Origin of the sequence: Sorangium sp. So ce145 (genome assembly GCF_051525985.1) — a bacterium.
Classification (GTDB): Bacteria; Myxococcota_A; Polyangia; order Polyangiales; family Polyangiaceae; genus Sorangium; species Sorangium cellulosum_B.
Genome location: NZ_CP150315.1, coordinates 9,822,332 through 9,840,444, shown reverse-complemented (window position 1 = coordinate 9,840,444; position 18,113 = coordinate 9,822,332). Strand labels below are relative to the sequence as shown.

Below are 18,113 nucleotides of genomic sequence, written 5' to 3'. Positions count from 1 at the left end.
CCTGAAGCGGCCGAGCCGCGCCCTGGCGAGGAGGCCGGCGGAGCGCGCCCGCGGAGCGCGGCTGACGCGGGCGCTGGCCTAACGGACGCACGTGCAGGCGGAGTGCTCGGAATCAGGCGTGTCCTTGCCCTGCTCGCCCGCCCTGTCGACGACCCGGGCGTCCATGCCGAGCTGTTGCAGGAGCTCGGTCACGAGCGCGATGGCCTCCTGCTTGTCCGCCTGCGTGCGCGGAGAGGACCACTCGGCGCTCTTCGCGACGAGCGTCTTCACCAGGGCGTCGATCGGCGCGGGGATGGGCCCCGCGTCGAGAGCAGCCGGCGCGCCGGTCGCTTGCGGGGCCGGCGCCTCGCGGATTGCGCTGTCTTCCCGCGAGCTCTCGACGCTCGTCGTGGAAGCGGTGGTCGCGGTCTGTGCCCCGTCGCTCCTGCCGCTCGCGGCGTCCTGAGGCCGGTACCCAGCGCCCACGTCCGCCGGATTCGTGCGTGCAGCCGTGGGCCCCTCCGCGCCGGGGCTCACCGGGGACGGCGGACCCGAGAAGAGCTCTTCACGGCCGAACTCTCTCCGGATCTGCTCGGCCGACAGGACCTCGACCCGGATCTTCGTCGTCTTGCGGATCGTCTGCTCGCCGGGGGAGCCGCTGGTCATGATCTTCGCGTCCGCGCCGAGCGCATCGTTCATGAGGGGCGCGGTCGATCTCGCCGAGACCAGCAGATCGCCTTGCGCCGCGGCGACGCCGGGCTCCTTGGCGCCGTCGGTCTGCTTCTCGAGCGCCGCGACGGCCGTCCCCCCGAGCAGCTCGACGAGGCCGCGGGCGAGCAGGTGGTCGAAGAGGTGGCCGTCGAGCTCCTGGGTGGCTGCGCCTTGCCCCTTCAGGCGGTCGCGCTTGGCCTTGGCGGTCTTGAGGCCGTTGAGGAGCGGTCTGTTCGGAGTCGGCCCGTGCGCTGGCAGGACGTCTCCCTTCATCTGGCTCAGGAGGAGCTCCAGGCCGTGGCTGAGCGCCCGAGAGCGCGAGCCTTGCTGTCCGAAGGCGCCAGCGCCGGGCGCGCCCGCGAGCCGGCCGAGCGGCCTGCCGGTGAAGAGCGCGACGACCAGGTGCGATGCCGTGGCGAGGTCGTTCTTGAGCGTCGTGTAAAGGACGCTGTGCAGCGCGCAGTTGGTGAACGCCGATTGCGACAGCGAGGCAGGGTGCTTGATGAGGGTGCTCAACCGTTCGACGATCGAGCTCCTCACGCCCTGCGCCTGGAGCAGCTGGCTCAAAAGCTGGGCGGCCTCCTCCCTGTGCTCGCCGTCTGCCGGGCGAGGCCATGTGCTGCTCCGCTCCTCGATCGTGCGGATCAGATCCTCGACGGGGCTTCCCTGGGGCTGCGCGGCTTGCCCGGCGCCGGAAGGGCTGCCGGACATCGTGGCGGTGGTCGGGGCGGCTGCGTGATCGCGGCTGTTCGAGGCGTTGTACCCTGCCAGCATGTCCTCCGGGGCGTTCCGTGAGACGCTCGCGGCGGGGGTGAAGCCGGTGGTGATGGCGCTCGGGCTCGCTGCGCTCGCAGCTGTCGGGGTGCCGGTCTCCGCGGTCACCGTATCGCCGCTGCCAGCGGCGTCTGCCGGCGCCGCCTTCTTCTCCTCCAGGTCGATACCGAACATGCTGTCCGCGGAGGCGATCCGCCAGGGGGTACCGTCCTTGTCGCGAACCACGATCTCCCGCTCGCTGCGGTCGGGGAGCTTGTCGACGTAGCCGAAGATCTCGTCGGCCACGGTATCGCCGAATTGCGCGGCGATGGCCGATTGTTCTTCGAACTCGAAGTGCTTCTCCTTCGGCTTGGCGTTCTGCTTCTCCCTGATGCGCTCGGAGGCTCTCTCGAACACGGCGTCGAGCTCGTCGGACTCGAGCTGTGCGGGCGTCACCTCGACCTCGTGGAAATGCTTGCCGTTGTGCTCTCGCGGGGTGACCTTGGTGATGGTCATGCGCGAAGGCACCAGGAGGACCTCTTTCTGGTCCTGGTTGTAGGCGATCGTCTCTCCGTTCCGCTGCTGGTCGGGGTAGGAGAACATGACCGTCGGGTAATGGCTCGTGGTGTTGATCTTCATGACGAGCCCGCCGTCCTTGACCCATTGATCCAGGGCCAGATCGGAGGTCCATGAGGTCGAGCTCGGGAGGATCTCGTCGATCGTGTCGCCCTGGCTCAGCGAGCGGGTGTCGAGATCGTTGATGACCCTGTAGAGGGTCAGATCCTGTTGCGGCAGGTCCTGGGTCCTTGTGAGCAGGTCCTGAGCGACGCGGGAGAAGTCGTCGACCTTCTGGCGAAGGGTGGTAAGCTCGTCCGGACGCAGATCGGCGCGCAGCTCGCCGTCTTCGCCGCGCTTGCTGGTGAACGCCCCTCCGCCGGGGATCCCGCGCATCGTCTGCGCTTCCGGGGTCGTATTCGACATGTCGCGCATCAAGCCCTGGAGCGCGTCGATGTGCCGGAACGCCAGGAGGCCGGTGCCGCTCCTCGGCGCCGGCTGCGCCGCCTGCGACGACGAGGAGGGCTGCTCCGAATTCTTGGCTCTCTTGGAGCTCGCCGGAGCGTCTTGCTCGTCGTCGCTGTGCGTCTGCGCGGCTGTCCGCTTCCTCCCGCTGGAGGGCGCGGGGGTCTCGTCGGGCAGCATTCCGGTGACGCTCGCGGCCTGGTCCTGGGCTGAACCGGACGTGGCGGGCGCCTGCGCCTGCCCTGGCGCCGTGGCGAACGAGCCGTAGGTAACGACGGTGAAGAGCTTCGGCATGACCTCCTTCTTCACGTCGACGGAGAAGGTCTGCCCCCAGGAATAGATGGGTACGGTGTAGTGCGTGCCGTTGTCCGTGATCTTGCCGTTGATGACGACCTGGTGCGTGCTCGACGCGTCGAACGCGCCCGCGTCGTCGAACGGCCTGGACTTCGCCGGATCCTTCGCGAACTCCTTCGCACGTTCGGCGAGCGCCTTGCCGTCGAGGACCGTGGCCAGGGCGAACGGGGCCTGGTCGGCCCGCGAGAGCACGTCGTTGATGCGGCTCACGTCGTAGCCGTCGCCGGCGACCATGGTCCGGGCGTCGCCGCCCAGGATGCCGTTGAAGAGCGTCACCAGCGAATTGGCCGACAGCAGCAGATCGCCGCGCTTCTTGGACGGACCGGTGGCGTCCTTGGGCCTCGTGGCTGCCTTGTCGAGGTAGCCGGGGATGGCGCTGGCGGTGTTCTCGGCGTCGGCCTTGTATTGCTCCGGGGCGAGCTTGCTGAGCATCTTGCCCATGCCCCGGGCGAGGAGGTAATCGAGGACGTGCTTGTCGGAGAGGGCGCCGCCCTTGCGCTTGAGGTCAGCGCGCTTGGCCCCGGCCTTCTTGATGCCGTTCTGGAGCAGCTTGTTGCCGATGGGGGCCTGGTCCAGCGGGATCTCGCCGCGGATGGCACGCTGGATGGGATCGGCGATCTTCGGGCTCGTGGCAGCGCCGTCTTCGCCCTGCGCGGGCAGCGAGAAGTCGGCGAGCAGCTTGCCTTCGCGGTCGAAGAGCTTGCCGGAGAACTCGGCCGCGACCACGCGCGCGAACCCGCCCAGGTCGGAGGTGAGCAGCGCGTGGAGCACGCCGTTCAGCGCGCAGATGGCGAACTGGGACTGGGAGAGGGAGTCGGGGTTTTCGATGAGCTCCGCGAGCCGCTCGATGAGCGACTCATCCACGCCCTGAGCTCGCATGAGCTCGCCGAGCAGCGCCGCGGCCTCCTGCTTGTCCTCGTCCGTGGCCGGATGAGACCATTGGGCGCTCTTCTCGTTCAGCTCCTTGAGCAGCGCATCGATCGATGTCTTGCCGTCGGTCGTGGGGGAGCTGCCTGTCGCAGCGAGGCCGTCGGTGGCCGTGGAAGCGGCGGTTTTGCCTGGAGCTACGCCTCCGGTGAGAGCGGCACCCTGATTCGCGGTGCTCGGAGCGCTTCCGAGCTGCTTGGTGGTGGCGGCGCCGTCGACCTGGGGGGGCGCGTGAGTCCAGCTGGGCCCCGGGGCCCCGGTCACCGTATCGGCGCTGCCAGCGGCGTCTGCCGGCGCCGCCTTCTTCTCCTGGAGGTCGATACCGAACCCGCTGTCCGCGGAGACGATCCGCCAGGGGGTACCCGCCTTGTCGCGAACCACGATCTCCTCGGAGTAGGGGAGATTGTCGACGTGACCAAGGATCTCGTCGGCCACGGTTTCGCCGAATTGCTCGACGATTTTCGGTCGTTGGTCGACTTCGAAGGACACCTCTTTCGGCTTGGTGTGCTGCTTCTCCTTGATGCGCTCGGAGGCTCTCTCGAACGCGGCGTCGAGCTCGTCCTTCGGGAGCCGTGTGGGCGTCACCTCGATCTCGCGGAAGCGCTTGCCCTTGTGCTCCCGGTCGGTGACCCTGGTGATGGTCATGCGCGACGGCACCAAAAGGACCTCTTTCTGCGCCTGATTGTAGGGGATCGGGTCCTTGTCCTGCTGCTCGTCGGGGTAGGAGAACATGACCGTCGGGTAATGGCTCGTGGTGTTGATCTTCATGACGAGCCCGCCGTCCTTGACCCATTGATCCAGGGCGAGCTCGGAGGTCCATGACGTCGAGCTCGGGAGGATCTCGTCGAGCGTGCCGCCCTCGCTCAACGAGCTGGTGTCGAGATCGTTGATGACCCTGTAGAGGGTCAGATCCTCTCGGGGCAGGTCCTGGGTCCTTGTGAGCAGGTCCTGAGCGACGCGGGAGAAATCGTCGACCTTGGATCGAAGCGTGTCCAGCTCGTCCCGGCGCAGGTCGGCGCTCAGCTCGCCGTCTTCGCCGCGCTTGCTCGTGAACGCCCCTCCGCCGGTGATCCCGCGCATCGTCAGCCCTTCAGGGCTCGTGTCCGACATCTGCATCAAGTCGTGGAGCGCCTTGATGTGCCGGGACGCCAGGAGGCCGGTGCCGCTCCTCTCGGGCGGGGACTGAGCCGCCTGCGACGAAGAGGAGGGCTGCCCCGAGTTCTTCGCTCTCTTGGAGCTCGCAGGGGCGTCTTGCTCGTCGTCGCTGTGCGCCTGCGCGGCTGTCCGCTTCCTCGCGCTGGAGGGCGCGGGGGGCTGCAGGTCGCCCGCATCGTCCTCGCCGTCCAGAGCTGGATTGTACCCTGTCGGCACGTCCGCCGGCGTCGCCTTCTTCTCCTGGAGGTCGATACCGAACATGCTGTCCGCGGAGACGAGCCGCCAGCGGGTACCCGCCTTGTCGCGAACCACGATCTCCCGCTCGCTGGGGTCGGGGAGCTTGTCGACGTGACGAAGGATCTCGTCGGTCACGATATCGCCGAATTGCGCGGCGATGTCCGATTGTTCGTCGAGCTCGAAGTGCTTCTCCTTCGGCTTGCTGTTCTGCTTCTCCTCGATGCGCTCGGAGGCCCTTTCGAACACGGCGTCGAGCTCGCGCGGCGGGATCTGTGTGGGCGTCACCTCGACCTCGCGGAAGCGCTTGCCGTTGTGCTCCCGGTCGGTGACCCTGGTGATCGTCATGCGCGAAGGCACCAGCAGGACCTCTTTCTGGCCCTGGTTGTAGGCGATCGGCTCTCCGTCCCGCTGCTGGTCGGGGTAGGAGAACATGACCGTCGGGTAATGGCTCGTGGTGTTGATCTTCATCAGGAGCCCGCCGTCCCTGACCCATTGATCCAGGGCCAGATCGGGGGTCCACGAGGTCGAGCTCGGGAGGAGCTCATCGAGCGTGCCGCCCTCGACCAGCGAGCTGGTGTCGAGATCGTTGATAACCCTGTAGAGGGTCAGATTCTCTCGGGGCAGGTCCTGGGTCCTTGTGAGCAGGTCCCGAGCGACGCTCGAGAAGTCGTCGACCTTCTGGCGAAGGGTGGTAAGCTCGTCCGGGCGCAGATCGGTGCTGAGCTCGCCGTCTTCGCCGCGCTTGCTGGTGAACGCGCCGCCTCCGGGGATCCCGCGCATCGTCTGCGCTTGAGGGCTGGTGTTGGACATGTCGCGCATCAAGCCCTGGAGCGCGTCGATGTGCCGGGACGCCAGGAGGCCGGCGCCGCTCCTCGGCGCCGGCTGAGCCGCCTGCGACGAAGAGGAGGGCTGCCCCGCATTCTTCGCTCTCTTGGAGCTCGCCGGGGCGTCTTGCTCGTCTTCGCTCTGCGCCTGCGCGGCTGTCCGCTTCCTCGCGCTGGAGGGCGCGGGGGTCTCGTCGGGCGGCATTCCGGTGGCGCTCGCGGTCTGATCCTGGGCTGAACCGGACGCGGCGGGCGCTGGCGCCTGCATCCCCGTGGTGATGGCCGCGGGGTCCACCGGGCGCCCCGCGGGCGTCGCCTTCTTCTCCTCCAGGTTGATACCGAACATGCTGTCCGCGGAGGCGATCCGCCAGGGGGTGCCGTCCTTGTCGCGAACCACGATCTCCCGCTCGCTGCGGTCGGGGAGCTCGTCCACGTAACGAAGGATCTCGTCAGCCACGGTATCGCCGAATTGCTCGGCGATGGCCGCTCGATCCTCGGCGTCGAAGCTCTTCACCTGCGGCTTCGCGCTCAGCCTCTCCTCGATGCCCTGGGACGCTCTCTGGAACACATCGTCGAGCTCGCTCGATTTGAGCTCTCTGGGCGTCACCTCGACCTCGAGGAAGCGCTTGCCGTTGTGCTCCCGCGGGGTGACCTTGGTGATGGTCATGCGCGAGGGCACAAGGAGGACCTCCTTCTGGTCCTGATTGTAGGCGATCGGCTCTCTCTCCCGCTGCTGGTCGGGGTAGGAGAACATGACGGTAGGGTAATGGCTCGTGGTGTTGATCTTCATCAGGAGCCCGCCGTCCTGGACCCATTGATTCAGGGCCAGATCGGGAGTCCATGAGGTCGAGCTCGGAAGGAGCTCGTCGAGCGTGCCGCCCTCGACCAGCGAGCTGGTGTCGAGACCGTTGATGACCCTGTAGAAGGTCAGATCCTCTCGAGGCAGGTCCTGGGTGCGTGTGAGCAGGTCCCGAGCGACGCTCGAGAAATCGTCGACCTTCTGGCGAAGGGTGTCCAGCTCGTCCGGGCGCAGATCGGTGCTGAGCTCGCCGTCCGTGCCGCGCTTGCTGGTGAACGCGCCGCCTCCGGGGATCCCGCGCATCGTCCGCGCTTGAGGGCTGGTGTTGGACATGTCGCGCATCAAGCCCTGGAGCGCGTCCATGTGCCGGGACGCCAGGGCCCTGCCCGGCGCGGGCGGCGCCTGCTGCGACGAAGACGAAGAGGAGGGCTCCCCCGCATTCCTCGCTCTCTTGGAGCTCGCCGGGGCGTCTTGCGCATCTTCGCTCTGCGCCTGCGCGGCTGTCCGCTTCCTCGCGCTGGAAGGCGCGGGGGTCTCATCGGGCAGCATTCCGGCGACGTTCGCGGCCAGGTCCTGGGCTGTACCGGATGCGGCGGGCACCGGTGCCTGGCTCCGGGCGGGGTCGTTCGCGGCCGGCGCTTGCGATGGGAGATAGGTCCCGTACGTGAAGACCGGCAAGAGCGACGGCAAGACGTCCTTCTTCACCTTGATGGAGAAGCTCTGCTGCCAGGTGTGGAGGGGCACGACATAATGATCGCCCTCCTCGGTGATCTTGCCGTTGATGACGACCTGGTGCGTGCTCGACGTGTCGATCGCGCGCGCATCCTCGAACGGCCTGAGCTTCGTGGGGTCCTTCGCGAACTCCTTGGCACGCTCGGCGAGCGCCTTGCCGTCGAGGATGGTCGCCAGGGCGAACGGCGCCTGGTCGGGCCTCGCGAGGACGTCATTGATGCGGCCCACGTCGTAGCCGGCCCCGGCGACCATGGTCTTGGCGTCGCCGCCGAGGATCTTGTTGAAGAGCGTCACCAGCGACTTGGGTGACAGCAGCAGATCGCCGTGCTTCTTGGACGGATCGGTCGCGTCCTTGGCCCTCGGCGTCGTCTTGTCGAGGTAGCTGGGGATGGCGCCGGCGGCATTCTCGGCATCGTCCTTGTATTGCTCCGGGGCGAGCTTGCTGAGCATCTTGCCCATGCCCCGGGCGAGGAGGTAATCGAGGACGTGCTCGTCGGAGAAGGCGCTGCCTTTGCGCTCGCGGTCGGCGGATCCGGCCTTCGCCTTCTTGATTCCGTTGAGGAGCAGCTTGTTGCCGAGCCCGGCGTTCTGCACCGGGAGCTCGCCCCGGAGGACACGGCGGATGGGATCGGCGACCTGCGCGCCGATGGCGGCGCCGTTTTCGCCCTGCGCTGGCAGCGAGAAGTCCGCGAGCAGGCCCCCCTGGCGATCGAAGAGCTTGCCCGTGAACTCGGCCGCGACCACGCGCGCGAACCCGCCCAGGTCGGAGGTGAGCAGCGTGTGGAGGGCGCTGTTCAGCGCGCAGATGGCGAACTGGGACTGGGAGAGGGAGCTGGGGTTGTCGATGAGCTCCGCGAGCCGCTCGACGAGCGCCTCATCGACGCCCTGAGAGCGCATGAGGTCGCCAAGGAGCCTCTTGGCCTCCTGCTTGTTTGCGCCCGTGGCTGGATGAGACCATTGGGCGCTCTTCTCGTTCAACGCCTTGAGCGCGGCATCGATCGAGGCGTTACCGTCGGCCGCCGGCCGGCGCTGGGTCGCGGCGAGGCCGTCTTTGGTGGTGGAAGCGCGGGGTTGGCCTGGAGCGGGACCGTTCGGCGTCTGGCCTGTCGCCTGCCTGCCGAGCGCTGTCGCTGGGCGCCCGGGCGAGGCTCCGGTCACCGCCTCGGCGCTGCTCCCGGCGGCGTCCGCGGGGGTCGCCTTCTTCTCCTCCAGGTCGATACCGAACATGCTGTCCGCGGAGGCGATCCGCCAGGGGGTACCGTCCTTGTCGCGAACCACGATCTCCCGCTCGCTGCGGTCGGGGAGCTTGTCGACGTGACCAAGGATCTCGTCAGCCACGGTATCGCCGAATTGCCTGGCGATGGCCGCTCGATCATCGGCATCGAAGCTCTTCACCTGCGGCTTCGCGTTCAGCTTCTCCTCGATGCGCTGGGACGCTCTCTGGAACACGTCGTCGAGCTCGCTCGGCTTGAGCTCTCTGGGCGTCACCTCGACCTCGAGGAAGCTCTTGCCGTTGTGCTCCCGCGGGGTGACCTTGGTGATGGTCATGCGCGAGGGCACCAGGAGGACCTCTTTCTGCGCCTGGTTGTAGGCGATCGCGTCCCCGGGCCGCTGCTGGTCGGGGTAGGAGAACATGACCGTCGGGTAATGGCTCGTGGTGTTGATCTTCATGACGAGCCCGCCGTCCTTGACCCATTGATCCAGGGCCAGATCGGAGGTCCATGAGGTCGAGCTCGGGAGGATCTCGTCGAGCGTGCCGCCCTCGACCAGCGAGCTGGTGTCGAGATCGTTGATGACCCTGTAGAAGGTCAGATCCTGTTGCGGCAGGTCTCGGGTACGTGTGAGCAGGTCCCGAGCGACGCTCGAGAAGTCGTCGACCTTCTGGCGAAGGGTGTCCAGCTCGTCCGGGCGCAGATCGGTGCTGAGCTCGCCGTCGGTGCCGCGCTTGCTGGTGAACGCACCGCCTCCGGGGATCCCCCGCATCGTCTGCGCTTGAGGGCTGGTGTTGGACATGTCGCGCATCAGGCCATGGAGCGCGTCCATGTGCCGGGACGCCAGGGCTCTCCCCGGCGTGGGCGGCGCCTGCTGCGACGAAGACGAGGAGGATTGCTCGCCCGCATTCTTCGCTCTCTTGGAGCTCGCCGGGGCGTCCTGCTCCTCGTCGCTGTGTGCCTGCTGGGCTGTCCGCTTCCTCGCGCTGGCGGGCGCGGGGTCCTGGATGGGCGCCATTCCGGTGACGTTCGCCAGCGCGCCTGCATGGTCCGTGGAGGCGCCGTCGCCCTGGGCGTCCGCGTGGACCGCGCTGGGCGCCGGGGCCCCGGTCATCGCCTCGGCGCTGCTCTCGGCGACGTCAGCGGGCGTCGCCTTCTTCTCCTGAAGGTCGATACCGAACCGCTTGTCCGCGTCGACGATCCGCCAGAGGGTACCCTCCTCGTCGCGAACCACGATCTCCCGCTCGCTTGGGTCGGGGAGCTTGCCGACGTAACCGAGGATCTCGTCGGCCACGGTTTCGCCGAATTGCTGGACGATCTCCGGTCGTTGTTCGACCTCGAAGGACACCTCTTTCGGCTTCGCGTTCAGCTTCTCCTCGATGCGCTGGGACGCTCTCTGGAACACGTCGTCGAGCTCGCTCGATTTGAGCTCTCTGGGCGTCACCTCGACCTCGAGGAAGCTCTTGCCGTTGTGCTCCCGCGGGGTGACCTTGGTGATGGTCATGCGCGAGGGCACCAGGAGGACCTCCTTCTGCGCCTGGTTGTAGGCGATCGGCTCTTTGCCCCGCTGCTGGTCGGGGTAGGAGAACATCACGGTCGGGTAATGGCTCGTGGTGTTGATCTTCATCAAGAGCCCACCGTCCTGGACCCATTGATTCAGGGCCAGATCGGAGGTCCATGAGGTCGAGCTCGGGAGGATCTCGTCGAGCGTGCCGCCCTCGACCAGCGAGCTGGTGTCGAGATCGTTGATGACCCTGTAGAAGGTCAGATCCTCTTGAGGCAGGTCCTGGGTGCGTGCGAGCAGGTCCCGAGCGACGCTCGAGAAGTCGTCGACCTTCTGGCGAAGGGTGTCCAGCTCGTCCGGGCGCAGATCGGTGCTCAGCTCGCCGTCCGTGCCGCGCTTGCTGGTAAACGCTCCTCCGCCGGGGATCCCCCGCATCGTCTGCGCTTGAGGGCTGGTGTTGGACATGTCGCGCATCAAGCCCTGGAGCGCGTCCATGTGCCGGGACGCCAGGGCCCTGCCCGGCGCGGGCGGCACCTGCTGCGGCGAAGAAGAGGAAGAGGATGGCTCCCCCGCATTCTTCGCTCTCTTGGAGCTCGCTGGAGCGTCTTGCTCGTCGTCGCTCTGCGCCTGCGCGGCTGTCCGCTTCCTCGCGCTGGCGGGCGCGGGGTCCTGGATGGGCGCCATTCCGGTGACGGTCGCCAGCGCGCCTGCATGGTCCGTTGAGGCGCCGTCGCCTTGGGCGGGCGGTCGGGCCGGGCTGGGCGCCGGGGCCCCGGTCATCGCAGCGGCGCTGCTCCCGGCGATGTCAGCGGGTGTCGCCTTCTCCTGAAGGTCGATACCGAACCGCTCGTCCGCCGAGACGATCCGCCAACGGGTGTCGTCCTTGTCGCGAACCACGATCTCCCGCTCGCTGGGGTCGGGAAGCTTGCCGACGTAACCCAGGATCTCGTCGGCTACAATTTCGCCGAACTGCGCGACGATCTCCGGTCGTTGTTCGACCTCGAAGGACACCTCTTTCGGCTTCGCGTTCAGCTTCTCCTCGATGCGCTGGGACGCTCTCTGGAACACGTCGTCGAGCTCGCTCGGCTTGAGCTCTCTGGGCGTCACCTCGACCTCGAGGAAGCTCTTGCCGTTGTGCTCCCGCGGGGTGACCTTGGTGATGGTCATGCGCGAGGGCACCAGGAGGACCTCCTTCTGCGCCTGGTTGTAGGCGATCGGCTCTTTGCCCCGCTGCTGGTCGGGGTAGGAGAACATCACGGTCGGGTATTTGCTCGTGGTGTTGATCTTCATCAGGAGCCCGCCGTCCTGGACCCATTGATTCAGGGCCAGATCGGGAGTCCATGAGGTCGAGCTCGGGAGGAGCTCGTCGAGCGTGCCGCCCTCGACCAGAGAGCTGGTGTCGAGACCGTTGATGACCCGGTAGAAGGTCAGATCCTCTTGAGGCAGGTCCTGGGTGCGTGCGAGCAGGTCCCGAGCGACGCTCGAGAAGTCGTCAACCTTCTGGCGAAGGGTGTCCAGCTCGTCCGGGCGCAGATCGGTGCTGAGCTCGCCGTCCGTGCCGCGCTTGCTGGTAAACGCCCCTCCGCCGGGGATCCCGCGCATCGTCTGCGCTTGAGGGCTGGTGTTGGACATGTCGCGCATCAAGCCCTGGAGCGCGTCCATGTGCCGGGACGCCAGGGCCCTCCCCGGCGCGGGCTGAGCCGTCTGCGACGAAGACGAAGAGGAGGGCTGCCCCGCATTCTTCGCTCTCTTGGAGCTCGCCGGGGCGTCTTGCTCGTCTTCGCTCTGCGCCTGCGCGGCTGTCCGCTTCCTCGCGCTGGAGGGCGCGGGGGTCTCATCGGGCGGCATTCCGGTGGCGCTCGCGGCCTGGTCCTGGGCTGAACCGGACGCGGCGGGCGCTGGCGCCTGCATGCCGGTGGTGATGGCCGTGGGGTCCACGGGGCGCCCCGCGGGCGTCGCCTTCTTCTCCTCCAGGTCGATACCGAACATGCTGTCCGCGGAGGCGATCCGCCAGGGGGTACCGTCCTTGTCGCGAACCACGATCTCCCGCTCGCTGCGGTCGGGGAGCTTGTCGACGTAGCCGAAGATCTCGTCGGCCACGGTATCGCCGAATTGCGCGGCGATGGCCGATTGTTCTTCGAACTCGAAGTGCTTCTCCTTCGGCTTGGCGTTCTGCTTCTCCTTGATGCGCTCGGAGGCTCTCTCGAACACGGCGTCGAGCTCGTCGGACTCGAGCTGTGCGGGCGTCACCTCGACCTCGTGGAAATGCTTGCCGTTGTGCTCTCGCGGGGTGACCTTGGTGATGGTCATGCGCGAAGGCACCAGGAGGACCTCTTTCTGATCCTGATTGTAGGCGATCGGGTCCACGCCCCGCTGCTGGTCGGGGTAGGAGAACATGACCGTCGGGTAATGGCTCGTGGTGTTGATCTTCATGACGAGCCCGCCGTCCTTGACCCATTGATCCAGGGCCAGATCGGAGGTCCATGAGGTCGAGCTCGGGAGGATCTCGTCGATCGTGTCGCCCTCGCTCAGCGAGCTGGTGTCGAGATCGTTGATGACCCTGTAGAGGGTCAGATCCTGTTGCGGCAGGTCCTGGGTCCTTGTGAGCAGGTCCTGAGCGACGCGGGAGAAGTCGTCGACCTTCTGGCGAAGGGTGGTAACCTCGTCCGGACGCAGATCGGCGCGCAGCTCGCCGTCTTCGCCGCGCTTGCTGGTGAACGCCCCTCCGCCGGGGATCCCCCGCATCGTCTGCGCTTCCGGGGTCGTATTCGACATGTCGCGCATCAAGCCCTGGAGCGCGTCGATGTGCCGGAACGCCAGGAGGCCTGTGCCGCTCCTCGGCGCCGGCTGCGCCGCCGGCGACGAAGAGGAGGGCTGCCCCGCATTCTTCGCTCTCTTGGAGCTCGCCGGAGCGTCTTGCTCGTCGTCGCTGTGCGTCTGCGCGGCTGTCCGCTTCCTCCCGCTGGAGGGCGCGGGGGTCTCGTCGGGCAGCATTCCGGTGACGTTCGCGGCCTGGTCCTGGGCTGAACCGGACGTGGCGGGCGCCTGCGCCTGCCCTGGCGCCGTGGCGAACGAGCCGTAGGTAACGACGGTGAAGAGCTTCGGCATGACCTCCTTCTTCACGTCGACGGAGAAGGTCTGCCCCCAGGAATAGATGGGCACGGTGTAGTGCGTGCCGTTGTCCGTGATCTTGCCGTTGATGACGACCTGGTGCGTGCTCGACGCGTCGAACGTGCCCGCGTCGTCGAACGGCCTGGACTTCGCTGGATCCTTCGCGAACTCCTTCGCACGTTCGGCGAGCGCCTTGCCGTCGAGGACCGTGGCCAGGGCGAACGGGGCCTGGTCGGGCCGCGAGAGCACGTCGTTGATTCGGTCGACGTCGTAGCCGTCACCGGCGACCATGGTCCGGGCGTCGCCGCCCAGGATGCCGTTGAAGAGCGTCACCAGCGAGTTCGCCGACAGCAGCAGATCGCCGTGCTTCTTGGACGGACCGGCGGCGCCTTCGGGCCTCGTGGCTGCCTTGTCGAGGTAGCCGGGGATGGCCTGGGCGGTGTTCTCGGCGTCGGCCTTGTATTGGTCCGGGGCGAGCTTGCTGAGCATCTTGCCCATGCCCCGGGCGAGGAGGTAATCGAGGACGTGCTTGTCGGAGAGGGCGCCCCCCTTGCGCTCGACGTCGGCGCGCTTGGCCCCGGCCTTCTTCATGCCGTTCTGGAGCAGCTTGTTGCCGATGGGTGCCTGGTCCAGCGGGATCTCGCCGCGGATGGCACGCTGGATGGGATCGGCGATCTTCGGGCTCGTGGCAGCGCCGTCTTCGCCCTGCGCGGGCAGCGAGAAGTCGGCGAGCAGCTTGCCTTCGCGGTCGAAGAGCTTGCCGGAGAACTCGGCCGCGACCACGCGCGCGAACCCGCCCAGGTCGGAGGTGAGCAACGAGTGGAGCACGCCGTTCAGCGCGCAGATGGCGAACTGGGACTGGGAGAGGGAGTCGGGGTTTTCGATGAGCTCCGCGAGCCGCTCGATGAGCGACTCATCCACGCCCTGAGCTCGCATGAGCTCGCCGAGCAGCGCCGCGGCCTCCTGCTTGTTGTCGTCGGTGGCCGGATGAGACCATTGGGCGCTTTTCTCGTTCAGCGCCTTGAGCGTCGCATCGATCGAGGCCTTGCCATCGGTCGTGGAGGTGCTCTGGGTCGCGAGGCCGTCGGTGGTGGTGGAAGAGCCGGTGTCCCATGGAGCGGGGCTTCCGGTGACAGTGGCACCCTGCTTCGTGGCGCTCGGGTCGACCCCGAGCTCCTTGGGGGCCCCGGACCGCTGTTCGACACCCCTGCCGTCCCCGTCGGTTCTGGTGTTCGTCGCGGAGGACCCGCCGCGCGCGCCGGCCTGCTGTCCGCCTGCAGGCGTCAACGGCGCTAGAGGCGGGGCCTCGCGGCCGGGCTCGGGCCCTTGCGATGGCGCGAAGCGACCTCCGTCCTCGTCGTCGTCCTCGTCCTCGTCGTCGTCCTCGTCCTCGTCGTCGTCCTCGTCCTCGTCGTCGTCCTCGTCCTCGTCGTCGTCCTCGTCCTCGTCGTCGTCCTCGTCGTCGTCCTCGTCGTCGTCCTCGTCCTCGGAGCCGTCGTCGTCAGTCTGGTCCTCCAGGTCGTCGGGGTCTGAGTTCGTATCGCTGTGATCCTCGTCGTCGTCACGGCTCTGGTCCTCGTTCTCCGAGTCCTGCGCGTCTGCGTCCTGCGCATCGCTACCGAAGAACTCCTCGTCGACGCCACGCTGGATGTCATCGAGGACGGCCTCGATTCCATCCTGGATGAACAGGGCTTGCTGCTCCGGAGTGAGCTGCTCGAAGTGCTCGTCCCGCCGGGTCCTCGCCTGGTCCTCCATGGCCTGCAGCCCATCGTGGTAGGCACGGGCTTCGTCCTGATTGAGCGTCTTCCTGAAGCGCTCCAGATTGACGAGCTCCGACTGGTAGCCCAGCACCTCGAGCGCCGCCTTCTGCTGTGCGAACGCGGTCTCATGCCGATCTCGCTCGTTCGGTGGCAGGCGATCGAACTCGGCCTCTTTGCCTTCGAGGTTGATGAGCTTGAAGGTGTCGTACTGGTAGGCATGAGAGAGCTCATGGGCGATGGTGAGCACGACGCGCAGCTCAACGAGCTCCGGCGGCAAGGTGACGGGCACTCCAATGCCGGCCGGGAAGACGGTGCTCTCGAAGGGCCCTGGGCCGATGTCCGGGTCCTCGCCCGGTAACGTGAGCCCATCGGTGCGGAGATCGTCCTTGAAGGAGACGTTATCGTCGAACTTCCAGCGGTCGAGGATGCTGTCGATGGCCGCTTGCGATGGCCTGGGGCTCACGAGGGGGCGCGGCACGTTCTCCGGGTCGAACGTCACCATCGAGTCATGCAGGTACTCGTCGGGGAGCGCGTTCACGACCAGATCGGAGGTGCTCTCGATGTCCTCCTCGTCGCTGCTGTCATCGAGCCACGGCAGAGTCCCCGGGTTCGGGGTCGCGGAGGCTGCGAAGGAGCCCTGTGCGCTGGCCGCGGGCGAGCCGGCCGGCGCGATCATCCCGGTGGTGATGGCCGTGGCCGGGTTCCCGGGGGGCCGCGCGGGCAGCTGCGGGGCCGTCTCTGGCCGTGGCTGGCCGGGTCTCTCCGGCGCCTTTTCCTGGGCGCCCTGCGCCGGCAAAGCGCCCGCCTGAGGACTCGAGGCCTCCGTCGCCTTGGCTGTCCTCTGCTCCGGGGCATCACCGCGCAGCTCGCGCGGCTCGTTGTCCTTGGGGGCTTGCTCTGCCCCTCGCGTCGGCTGCTCGGGGGCGCGCGGCTCGGTGTCCTGGGCATCTTCCTTCGGTGATGACGCCCGATCCCCGGGCGGATCGCGGGGCTCGCCGTCCCGCGGCTCCCGATCGGGCCCTCCCGACCGGTGCTCGGAGGCACGCCGATCGGTGTCCTCGATGCCTTCCGGCGGCAGGGCGCGCGGGCCGACGAGCTCGTCGATCGCCTCTCTGCCCCTCTCCGCCAGGTCACGCTCGAACCTGTCCGCTCGGTCCTTGAGGACCCCGGCCCAGTCGTCGCCGAGCTTGCCCAGGTCGACGGTGCGAGCATTCTTGATCTGGTCGTCACCGATCTTGTCCTGCTTGAGGCCGCCGACGCTGGAGATGGGGTTGGCGGTCTTCTCGGTGGAGCGCCAGTTGTGGATGTAGCCGACGGTGCTGGGCGCGTTGGGCCCTGTCGTCTCGATGCCGATCTGGAGGGCGCCCGGCCTGTCCGACCTGGGCGGCCGGTGGCCGATGAAGATGTGGCCGTGAGCGCCGTCTGGCAGGATGACGTCGCCGTTGAAGTCCTTGAGGCCGAGGCCGCCGATGGCGAGGTTCATGCCGTAGAGCTCGGTGTCGTCGAGCTTGGACTTGATGGCGGCGACGTGTCCTCCTTCCTCCTTGAATTTGCCCTTGCCGAGCGCGATGTGGTGCGTCCCGAAGGCGCGCGGGAACACGCCGGCCTGCGGGTTGCCGTGCCCGTCGGTGATGCCGAGGAGCTCGGTCACCGCGTACGGGGGGGTGCCCGCGGGGATCTGGATGTTGACCCGGCCGCCGTGGGAGAGGAGCTTGGCGACGGGGACGTCGCGGAGCGGGACATGGCTCTTCGCGCTGTCGTCGTAGATCTCGGCGCCTTCCTGGAGCAGGTGAAAGACGTTCGTGAGCACCTCGATCGACTGGTTGTGCCTGGCGAGGACGTCGTCGTTCGAGAGGGTGCCGCTTCCCGTCGGGTTCGGCACGGCGCCTAGCGCGATCGCCGTGGTCGCGTCGTCGTTCGGCGCCGTGTGCTCGAGCGTCTTGGCCCATTCTGCCGCGATGCCCCGATCGATCTCCTGCTTGAGCTCGCCCCGCCTCGCCGGGTCGGTCGCGTGCCTCGCCTCCATCGACAGGGCCACCGCGGCTGGAGGGGTGCCATCGAAGCGTTGCCCGCCCTCGCCGCTGTTCCTCTGTCGCGAGACGTAGCTCGCGAGGACGACCTTGCTCGGCTTGTGGAGCTGGTGGAAGCCGCGGAACCTCTCGCGATTCTCTTTCTTGTCGTCCGACAGGTACCGCTTGACCTGGTCGAGCGTGAGCATGCCGGAGGCGTTGAGCCAGCGCTGTCCCTGAGGGGTCGAGGAGAGCTGCTCGAAGGCGTTCCACTCGGCTTCGTTGAACAGCGGTCCCCCGGGGAAGCGCCTCCCGAGATCCTTCTTCGCCTGCGCGGGATGGGTGGGGAAGCCGCCGCTGGTCAGCTGCTCGGCGATGCTCGGGAGGCCTCGCTTCGCCTTCTTGCGGCTGCCTCTACCCGTATGAGTCCTCCATTCGGACTTCTCGACGACCTTGTCCGCGATCCATGTCACCTTGCCGTCCTGCGCCGGGTCGGCCGTGGTGGACGAGCTTCCCGGCGATGGTCCCGAGCCGCCGGTCCCCGGCTGCCGGGAGCCCTGCCCCGCGGGCTGTGACTTCGAGTCGGAGGGACTGGCGCGCGTGGGCTCCGCGGTGGAAGCGGGTTTACCGGCGGGGGCGCTCTTCGCGCCGGTCTCGCCCGTCTTGGGGGAGGTCTGAGCTGACGTGCTGTCCTTTGCGACGGTCTCCTTCGGGGGCGTCCCTCCGGGCACCTCGCCCCCCTTGGGACCCGTGCTTCCTGGCTCCGTCGCCTTGGTGTTCCCTTGGGGACCCTTCCCGAGGCCCGGAGATGGCTGGTCGGCAGGCTGTGTGGGGGCCTTGGGGAGGCCGCCATCGGCGGAGCGAGGCCTGACGGTGGGCTCGGTGGTCTGAGGCTGTGTGGAGCCCTTGGGGAGGCCGCCATCGGCGGAGCGAGGCCTGACGGTGGGCTCGGTGGTCTGAGGCTGTGAGGAGCCCTTGGGGAGGCCGCCATCGGCGGAGCGAGGCCTGACGATGGGCTCGGTGGTCT

At 67.7% G+C, this 18,113-nt stretch carries 1 protein-coding gene; it reads right to left on the bottom strand.

The annotated features are described in order from the left end of the window. Positions 1 to 78 precede the first annotated feature (78 nt). Positions 79 to 17,817, bottom strand: a complete 17,739-nt coding sequence (locus tag WMF34_RS36400; protein WP_437990714.1) for a hypothetical protein — start codon at positions 17,815 to 17,817, stop codon at positions 79 to 81. Positions 17,818 to 18,113 lie beyond the last annotated feature (296 nt).